This window comes from Streptomyces sp. 8L (genome assembly GCF_020176795.1).
Lineage (GTDB): Bacteria > Actinomycetota > Actinomycetes > Streptomycetales > Streptomycetaceae > Streptomyces.
In genome coordinates this window covers 1-8,418 of record NZ_JAIUKE010000493.1, presented here as the reverse complement: position 1 = coordinate 8,418, position 8,418 = coordinate 1, and the positions used below count along the sequence as shown (strand labels likewise).

The window sequence follows — 8,418 nt, the reverse complement described above, 5'->3', positions numbered from 1 at the left end:
GCAGGCTTCACCCTGCTCCGCCACCGCATCCTCCTCGGATGACAGCACCCTCCGTCACCACCGAAAGTGAGACAGGGCCGATCTTTTTACAGTCCCCGGAGGAGATCACAGACGGTTGGTGAACCGGCCGTCTGGTTGCTTTCGCAGCCATCCACGGTCGGTGAGTCTGATCAGTTTGCCGCGCAGCGGTTCCAGCTTGGACGTCACGCTGACGTCCACGCCCAGCGTTTCGCCGACCTGCCGGGCGGTGACCAGTCCGCCGGCCTGGCGCACGACGGTGAGGATGCGCTGGTAGTCCGGCGGGAGCATGGCCTCCTCGGTTTCCGGGCCGCGGTGCGGGACGAGCATCACGGCCCGCCCGGCCACCTGGCCCGGCACCGGGCAGACCGAGGCGCGCTCGCCCGCGATCTCTTCACTCACCCGCTCGAGGACTCTCTCGGCGACGGCGAGTTCGTCCCGCTCGGACCGGACCCTGGCCAGCTGCTCGACCAGCTGTGCTTCGAGGTCGTCCAGTTCCGCACGGCGGGCGGTGATCCGCTCCAGTAACTCGGGATCCAGCATGCCGTGGATCGTAGGGGCCGCCGGACCGTAACGGGCGTGAACCCCGAAGATGCTGCCGAGTTTGCCGGCGTTACCGAGGCAGGTCGGAAGGTCTTTCCGGTGCCCTCGCCGGGGTGACGGCCAGGATGTTGCGCACTGTGAACGGGTCGAGTCCGGTGCGGGCGGCGATGTGCTGGACGGACCGCCCGGCGTCCCGGGCGGCGTGGACCGCTGTCGACAGGTCGCGGCGCGCGGTCTGCAGTGCCTGCTGTGCTGCGGCCACGGCCGCCGCGGCCCTCTCCAGGGCTCCGGTGTCGTCTGTCGGCAACGCTGCGGGGATGGGGAAGGACGGCATCAGAAGGGAGGCTCCTCGCCGGGGGTGCCGTCCGGGCCGGCAACTGCTGGTGCGGCCGGGCGGACGGGGCTGGCGGAGGCCCAGGGATCGTCCGGAGCGGTCTCACGCGGTGGAACCGGGCGGGTGGTACGGGTGATCGCCACGGTCGCGAACGTCATCGACGCTCCCACGTCGTCAACGTCCAGGACCATCCGTGAGCGCTTCTCCCCTTCCGGGCTCTCCCACCGGTCGGTACGCAGCCGTCCCGCGACCACCACCCGGGCGCCCTTCGACAGGGATCCGGCGACGTTCTCCGCGAGCTGGCGCCAGCAGCTGCAGTCCATGAACGTCGGCTCCCCGTCCCGCCAGCTGTTCGCGTCCCGGTCGAAGGTCCGGGGCGTCGACGCCACCGTGAAACGGGCCACCGCCACCCCGGCAGCGGTGAACCGCAACTCCGGATCGTCCACGAGATTCCCGATCACGGTCAAAGGAAGGTCGTTACGCATGACAGGAAGCCTCGCACACACCACTGTCACCCGATCGGCCGTCCCAGCCATCCCGCCCCGCGAGTACGGGCACGACAGCTCCAGGGGGATCACCCGCGGCGTTGTTCACCCCACCACGGAAGGATCGGCGGCAGATCGCTGAGCCCACGGGCCGGCCGCTTCGGCATCCGCGACTCACCGTCGTCGCCGTCCCACCGCCGCCCGTACTGATCCGGCAGATCGCCCCAGCCCCAGTACGGGACAGGCCGGTCCGGTGTCCTGCCCAGCTCATCGACGGGATCGATCCTCTTCTCCGCGACGCTGCACAGATGGGCCCAGTCGTCACCCATGTCGAAGACGTAGGCGAACTGCTCGCCCGGCTGCAGCCTGCTCAGCTTGGTCGCCCGGCCGTCCACCGTGCCGTCCGGGGCCTCGCCGCCCCACCACTCCAGCGGACTGACCCCGGTCCCGTCGGCCAACGTGAACAGGTGCAGATGGGCAAGGTCCCAGCGCGCGAACGCGAGATCGACAGCCGTCGCGAACCGGGCGAACGAGTGCGAACGCGAGGCGGCGAAAATCCTGCCGGGACGAGGCCAGTAGTCGTCGCCCCGCCCCGACACCAACTCCACCCGGATAGACAACCAGGTACGCGCCACTGACCACAGCCCCTTCACACACCACGTCCGCAAGGGCCCCAGAGTACGGCGCCGAAGCTGCTCTACGCGGGCGTCCCCTGCGCCACTGGCAAATGATCGTGCTCGTGGACTTCCACCCGCGACCAGCGTGAGCACGCCGAGGACCGGTCACACCAGCCCCTTGACCTGGGACTTCAAGTTGGCGGAGGCTCACTTACCGCGCCGCGATTCGCACCGGCCTGCCCAACGCCATCGTCGTGGTCGACCCCTTCCACGTCGTCCAGCTCGCCAACAAAATGCTCTCGACACTCCGGCGCCGCACCACCGCCGAGCTCCGTGGGCGGCGCGGACGCGCCAGTGACCCGGAGTGGAAGGCCAGACGACGTCTCCTGCGCAACCGCGAGGACCTCACCGATGAGCAGTTCGCGCGGATGTGGAATCCGCTGCTGGACAAGGGACAGATCGGGCAGACGCTGCTGACCGCGTGGATCGCGAAGGAGAGCCTGCCTAATCTCCTCGCCTTGGCCGGCACCCGCGCCGAGCGACACCACATCGGCCACGCCCGATGGAAGTTCCTCACCTGGTGCGCGGACTCGGACATCCCCGAGGTCGTCCGACTTGCCGTGACCGTGGACCGGTGGTGGGCGCAGATCGCCGCATTCCTCGACACCGGTCACAGCAACGCCAAGAGCGAGGGCATCAACCGCGATCAAGCTCGTCGCCCGCAACGCCTTCGGCTTCCGCAACGCCGAGGACCAACGCCTACGCACACGCTGCGTCACCACCCGCCGAGCCCGCGGACACCTCCGCACCGCTCAACTTTGAAGACCCCCCATGTTCCGCGCCCCGTCGGCGCGGGTACCGTGAGTCTATGCATCTGTCCATGCTGGCAAGGTAGTTGTGGACCCGTAAGCCGTAAGCGTTCGGGGGGCGCAGGGCACAACTCGCCGGGGACCGGTCCCCACTTGCCGTCGCTAGCGTCATCCGCAGCGCCACCACACCGCACCGCTGAGGGGCGGGCACGAGCAGCCGTGCACGCCCCTGTCGTCGGCGTGTCCGGCTTCAGCGGGCAGTGCCGGACATGCAGCCACGCAGTCAGTCACACATTGGAGGGGTCGTGAACTACTACCTGGACGTACTCAGGAACTACGCCGGATTCTCGGGCCGGGCGCAGCGCTCGGAGTACTGGATGTTCACGCTGTTCAACCTCATCGCCAGCGTGCTGCTGGTGATCATCGGCGCCGTGATCCACTTCCCGCTGCTCTGCGGCGTCTACGCCCTGGCGGTGCTGGTGCCCGCGCTCGCGGTGGCCTTCCGCCGTCTGCACGACACCGACCGGTCGGCCGCGTGGATCCTGATCGGCCTGGTCCCGTTCATCGGCGCCATCATCCTGCTTGTGTTCCTGTGCCAGGAGGGGACGCGCGGCCCGAACCGGTACGGCCAGCGCGCCTGACACACGTCCGGGGGATCGGGGGATCACGATGAGCGCCGACGGGGAAGAAGCGGTCAGTGGCAAGGGACTTGAGGTCGGGGTGGCGGTCCACACGTGGCCGCCCGGCGCGCTCGACCGCACGGTCGTGCCGCTGCGTCCGCTCGACGCGAACGACATGGTCAGGGGCGTCTTCGCCACCGTCCGGCGCTACCTCTGACCGCTGTACCTCCCGCTGCTGACCGTCACTCTCGGCTGCGTCGTGATGCTGGGCTGCTGCGTCTGGGCCTCGTGGGGGCTGATCATCTTTCTGCACCTGTACGGCGGGAGGATGACCACGACCCGCTGGATCGACCTGGTCCTCGCCGGAGCCGTGGCGGTCGTTCCCGCCGTGCTGTGCTCGGTCCTCGCCTACGCGGTCACCACGGCCGTCAGCGTCACTGTCCTCGGCCACCACGCCGTGTTCGACCGTCGACTGACGGCCCGTCAGGCCTAGGCCGAGGCACGGCTCCACGTGTGGCGGACGCTGCGCACCCAGTTGCTCGAAGTGGGCATCGTCCTCGGCATCCTGGTGCTCTCCATGGTCCCGAGCGTCGTGCTCGGGATCGTCCTGCACAGCCCCGCCGCCGCGGCGTCAGGGCTGCTGCTGATCTTCCCCGGCTTCGCAGCAATGATGTCCGTCGGGGGCAGGCTGCTCTACGCTGCACCGGTCACTGTGCTGGAGGGGATGGCCCCCGCCGCCGCGCTGCGCCGCTCCTGGGAGCTCAACCGCGGCGCGTGGTGGCGCACCTTCGGCATCGCGCTGCTGCTCGGCATGGTCGGCCGCGCGGCAACCCAACTGATCACCGGCGGCGGCTCCTTCATCGCGGCCCGCTATCTGCCACCGGATCTGCTCTACGGGTCGTCAACCAGGCCGGGCACGTGCCGCTCGGCAGTCTGGTCCCGCCGCTCCCCATCGTGCTCCTTTCGGCCCTTGTCGCCTTGATCGTCAGGGCCCCGCTGATGCCACTGAGTCTTTTCCAACCTCACGCCGAGACGTGATGAAGGACGAGGACGGCCTGGACGATTGCGGTAATGCGGCTGGTGCTGCAGCGAAGCTTTCGTAGGAGGCGCCAGCCTTTCAGCGTGGCCATGGCTTGCTCGCCGAGGCAGCGGATCTTGGCGTGTGTGCTGTTGTGCCGGTGCTGCCAGCGCTTGAGGCGGCGGCCACGGAAGGGTACTCGGACGGAACCGCCGGCACCTTGAGACGCCTTGTCGGCCCAGCACTTGAGGTTGGCGTCGATGCCGTGGGTGCGGGCTGCGGTCAGATCGTGGGTCGATCCGGGCAGGGCCGGTGAGGCCCACAGCAGCCGCCCGAAGGGATCGGTGAGGACCTGGACGTTCATGCCGTGACGTTTGTGTTTGCCCGAGTAGTACGGGGTGTCGGCGGCGATCCGGTCGATTGGTAGCAGGGTGCCGTCCAGGATCACGAACGCCTTGGTCCGGGCGATGTCCATCGCCTCGGCCAGGGTGGGTGCGAGGGCGGCCAGCACATCGACGGCCTCGCGTATGTAGCGGTACACGGTTGCGACGCCGATACCGAACCCGGCGGCGAGCTGGGCGTAGGTGTCACCGCATCGCAGATGGGCCAGGGCAAGGAGAGCCTGACGGTTGGCAGTCAGCCGACGCCATCGGGTCCCGATCTCCCCTCGCCGGGCAGCGAGTCGTCCCGTCAGGCACCGCAGGGTGCGACTGGACAGGTCGATCGACGACGGGTAGACAAGCACGCGAAGCTCCTGGTGGCTACGGGCAATCTTGACCGAGAACCCGTCTACCAGGAGCTTCGTCGTTCCACCGATCTGTCCAACACGCGGCCAGCACCGCAGTGCCTGTTTGCGATATCGGGCGCGGGCCCTCTATCGGCTCTGCTCTACTGCCAGGTAGAGACCCCGGAGCCATCGTGGTCGCGCTGGTCATGAGATCGATCAAGCATAAACGGCTCATTTCGGATGGATGAGCGTCCAGTCTTCCGTCACCGTGACGCTGCTCTGAACCGCTCCTCGTTAGGATCTCCGGCGTTCCGGCGCTCTGAGCTGCATGAATCGATATCGGAAACAGGCAGTCAGATTGGAAAAGGTTCACTGACAACAGAAGTGGATCTGGCGATGGCGGCCACTATGGCCTACTCGGCAAGCCATTTCGCCATCCAGCCTTCGTTCTGTGCGGAGATGACCCGTTCGCATTGGCTGACGAAGGCGTCGTCGGTGGCAGGGTCGGCCAGCTGGGCGTGGCGGGTCGTCAGGCTTTCCAGCTCCGCGGCGGTACGGGAGAACTCCACCTCCTGGTAGGCGTATCGGGAGGCCGCCGCATGCGCGGTGACTGTGGCAGTCATGGTGGTGACTGTCGCAATCCATGCGGATGCCCATCCCGTTCCGAAGACGACGGACACCGCCCCGAGTACCACTGCTGTGGCGGCCAAGGCCAGCTCCATCCGGCGGACTCGACCTGTCCGCCGGCTCATGTACGCGGCCCGGGGCCGGTAATAGCCCTCGATCTGACCAACGACGCGTACATCCACATAGGACCCGATATCGGTGACCGCCGGAAGAGCGCGCTGGCGAGGAACAAGTCCTATGGTGTGAGGAGCCAGGTCGGACGCATCCGCGGTGGCCCGCCCGACACGGTCGAGTAGCACCTCAGAGGCGGCCGCATCCCGGTAGGGGGCAACACGGGTGAGATAGGTATAGACCTCGCTCTTGAGCTCTTCGCTGATAGAACGCAGCCGAGTCCAGTCGTGCACCTGTTGTGGGCCTGCCGCCTTGGCAGCCAGTGGCGCGAGCCCTACCGCAACGGTTGCCAGGAACGCCAGCGCCTTCCCCACTCCATTGCTCCACGACATGAGCTGTGGGGCCGCAGTGCCGGCACACGCCCCCATCACGCCCAGGGCGAGACCAACCGTCCTGGCCCTTCCGATCGAACGCTTGGCGCGGTTGGCCGCCTGCGACCACACGCTCTGACGGTCCCATAACCACTGCACGGCCGATTCCTCTGAAGCCCCCACATGCGCATCATCTCATGAACTACGTTGAGAGGAATACCAAGCACTGAACGGGGTAGATTACACAAGATGCCTGAATCACATCATTTTAAGGAAGAGCGTCCACCGGTACCGAGTCGCCCACCCCGACTGCCAGCCGTGATCGAACAGTCACCGCAACGGGGCCGACAACTGAGCACCCGAGGCTGGATTGCAATCACTCTGGGCGGGGCGTTCCTAGCGGATTACTTCGAGGAACCGGGCTGGCTGTTAGCAGTGCAGGAGTGCGCCGGTCTGATCCTCATCATTGTCGGCGTGAGGGCAGTGCTGCTTGGGCGGAAGCATCTGACGCGGGTCCTGCCGAGTCTCCAAAGCGCCCCCACGAACGAGCGGATCGTGTTGTTCCTCCGGGCATTTTCCGACGACGCCGGATTCTCTCGGACGGCTGCAACACGTTTACGTGGCCTGCGCCTGATGACAGGGCTCATTCCAACAGCCGCTGATATCCGCACCGAGGAGGAGCAGGTTGCCCGTGCTGTAGCACCGTTTGGGCGGATGGTCGCGCTCGGGAGCCCGTCCGACCAGCTACCACCCCTCGGTGCTGACCGCAGTTACGCATCAGATGAGACATGGCAGGCTGAAGTGCTCGCCGCGCTCAGCCGCGCCAGTCTCGTTTTGCTGGCCGCCGGAGCGGGACGAAGCCTGGCCTGGGAGGTCGATCAGGTGGTGCGTCATAACGACCCCACCCGCCTGGTCCTCGTTGTAGGCCACGACCAGCGCCAGTACGCGCAGTTCCGGGAGTCACTCGGCCCCATTTTCCCCCAAGGGCTGCCTGAATACCCCGTGGCCGAGGTGCGACAGCGAATTCTGCGCGGTCTCTACGCCCGGGCCGTGATCTGGTTCGACGATGACTGGACCCCGCACCTTGAGATACTGAGCGGCAGGTTTCCGCTGATCAACTTCGGGCGTCGAACGCAGAATGCCCTACGGCGTGCCCTGGGAAATGTCTACCAGCGGGCCGGTGTACCAACGCGGGTCACGCCCGCGACGGCACGTCCGTGGGAGGTGAAATTCAGCATCACACTGATCGTCATGTTCTGGTTCGGCCTCGGAGCATGGTTCTCCACCTTCATCCTATTCGGCGTCATTGCGAGCCACAAATTCCAAGGTTTAACTATCATCCCAATCGTATTCTGTCCACTGTGGGCCGGGCTGGCCATATGGATGTACCGGGTATGGCGCGGTGGGCCTTACGCCATCATGATGGCTCGCCTTCACGGCATTATTGCCCCAATTATCACTCTAATGCTGACAATTTTTGCCGTCATAATGCTCGTATTTGTGCCGTTTTTCCCGCACGGCGTTCTTGCATTTGCCTTTCTATTGGCTTTCGGCGTGGTTCTACTTGGACTAGGCGTGGTGGGTATGCCCTTGGCCGCAGTGCTGCTCCATCGTTACAACGTCGTTGAATGGGTCGACTCGCGCCTGTAATGGCCCTCAGGGGGGATCGTTAGCCTCGATCGTTCACGAGTCCTCGTCGGTTTGCTGACGGGGATTCCGTGTCTTGGTGGCAGGGGCCTTTTGGGGGTTGGGGCAGGTTGAGGGCCCGGCTTTCGCGTTGGGTGGGCGCCGGGTATGTCGTCTCAACCAGAATGGCGGATTATTCCTGTACATAAGCTCTTTACCTGGGGCCCGCCAAATATTGAGAAGGCGATCACGGGCATCTGGCATCTCGTAGTGCCTCTAAACTGGGATGCGCCAGTGATTGAGACGCAGTGACATATCGATTGAGACGACCTTAGAGCCCTGGTTTGCGGGACCAACGGGCAGGTGGCCTGTCTGTCAGTGGGCTTCGGGGCGTTCCTGGACGTAGCTGCCCTTGCCGTGGGTGGTGACGACCCAGGGCCTGTTGCAAGATTGAAGATCGTCCGGTTCGCCGGAGTCGCCTGGAAGCAGGGCAAGTATCCCGGTTCGGGCAC

General features: G+C 66.0%; 12 protein-coding genes. 6 read left to right on the top strand and 6 right to left on the bottom strand.

Annotated features, from left to right (window positions below; translation table 11 throughout):
• Positions 1 to 105 precede the first annotated feature (105 nt).
• The 4 genes from LCE31_RS32260 to LCE31_RS32245 form a co-directional block, all read right to left on the bottom strand.
• On the bottom strand, positions 106 to 561 hold the full coding sequence (locus LCE31_RS32260) for a hypothetical protein (protein ID WP_225020723.1): 456 nt from the start codon (positions 559 to 561) through the stop codon (positions 106 to 108).
• 70 nt (positions 562 to 631) lie between these two features.
• The gene (locus LCE31_RS32255) at positions 632 to 895 is read right to left on the bottom strand and encodes a hypothetical protein (protein ID WP_225020721.1); all 264 of its coding nucleotides are present in this window, start codon (positions 893 to 895) and stop codon (positions 632 to 634) included.
• Positions 895 to 1,380 carry a single-stranded DNA-binding protein gene (gene ssb / locus LCE31_RS32250; RefSeq protein ID WP_225020718.1) on the bottom strand — a complete coding sequence of 162 codons (486 nt, stop codon included), beginning with the start codon at positions 1,378 to 1,380 and terminating at the stop codon, positions 895 to 897. The genes LCE31_RS32255 and ssb overlap by 1 nt, the downstream gene beginning before the upstream one ends.
• A gap of 89 nt (positions 1,381 to 1,469) precedes the next feature.
• The gene (locus LCE31_RS32245; RefSeq protein ID WP_225020716.1) at positions 1,470 to 2,015 is read right to left on the bottom strand and encodes a plasmid pRiA4b ORF-3 family protein; all 546 of its coding nucleotides are present in this window, start codon (positions 2,013 to 2,015) and stop codon (positions 1,470 to 1,472) included.
• A 236-nt stretch (positions 2,016 to 2,251) separates the two neighbouring features.
• Between LCE31_RS32245 and LCE31_RS41385 the strand changes: the two genes are divergently transcribed.
• From LCE31_RS41385 to LCE31_RS32220, 5 genes are all read left to right on the top strand, one after another.
• Positions 2,252 to 3,115 carry a transposase gene (locus LCE31_RS41385; protein ID WP_374118616.1) on the top strand — a complete coding sequence of 288 codons (864 nt, stop codon included), beginning with the start codon at positions 2,252 to 2,254 and terminating at the stop codon, positions 3,113 to 3,115.
• Positions 3,112 to 3,447 (top strand): DUF805 domain-containing protein, encoded by a 336-nt coding sequence (locus tag LCE31_RS32235; RefSeq protein ID WP_225020714.1) that lies wholly within the window; start codon positions 3,112 to 3,114, stop codon positions 3,445 to 3,447. Before LCE31_RS41385 ends, LCE31_RS32235 begins: the two co-directional genes overlap by 4 nt.
• 28 nt (positions 3,448 to 3,475) lie before the next feature.
• Positions 3,476 to 3,643, top strand: a complete 168-nt coding sequence (locus LCE31_RS32230; protein WP_225020712.1) for a hypothetical protein — start codon at positions 3,476 to 3,478, stop codon at positions 3,641 to 3,643.
• A gap of 111 nt (positions 3,644 to 3,754) precedes the next feature.
• The gene (locus tag LCE31_RS32225) at positions 3,755 to 3,919 is read left to right on the top strand and encodes a hypothetical protein (protein WP_225020708.1); all 165 of its coding nucleotides are present in this window, start codon (positions 3,755 to 3,757) and stop codon (positions 3,917 to 3,919) included.
• An 18-nt stretch (positions 3,920 to 3,937) separates the two neighbouring features.
• Positions 3,938 to 4,408, top strand: coding sequence for a hypothetical protein (locus tag LCE31_RS32220; RefSeq protein WP_225020706.1), 471 nt, complete (start codon positions 3,938 to 3,940; stop codon positions 4,406 to 4,408).
• Between the two features lie 40 nt (positions 4,409 to 4,448).
• Here the strand turns inward: LCE31_RS32220 and LCE31_RS32215 are convergent, their stop codons facing one another.
• A complete protein-coding gene (locus LCE31_RS32215; protein ID WP_225020704.1) occupies positions 4,449 to 5,189 on the bottom strand; it encodes a transposase family protein in 741 nt (246 codons plus the stop codon).
• A gap of 395 nt (positions 5,190 to 5,584) precedes the next feature.
• The gene (locus LCE31_RS40995) at positions 5,585 to 6,412 is read right to left on the bottom strand and encodes a DUF4231 domain-containing protein (RefSeq protein WP_225020725.1); all 828 of its coding nucleotides are present in this window, start codon (positions 6,410 to 6,412) and stop codon (positions 5,585 to 5,587) included.
• A gap of 186 nt (positions 6,413 to 6,598) precedes the next feature.
• Between LCE31_RS40995 and LCE31_RS32205 the strand changes: the two genes are divergently transcribed.
• The gene (locus LCE31_RS32205) at positions 6,599 to 7,930 is read left to right on the top strand and encodes a hypothetical protein (RefSeq protein ID WP_225020702.1); all 1,332 of its coding nucleotides are present in this window, start codon (positions 6,599 to 6,601) and stop codon (positions 7,928 to 7,930) included.
• Positions 7,931 to 8,418: the final 488 nt, after the last annotated feature.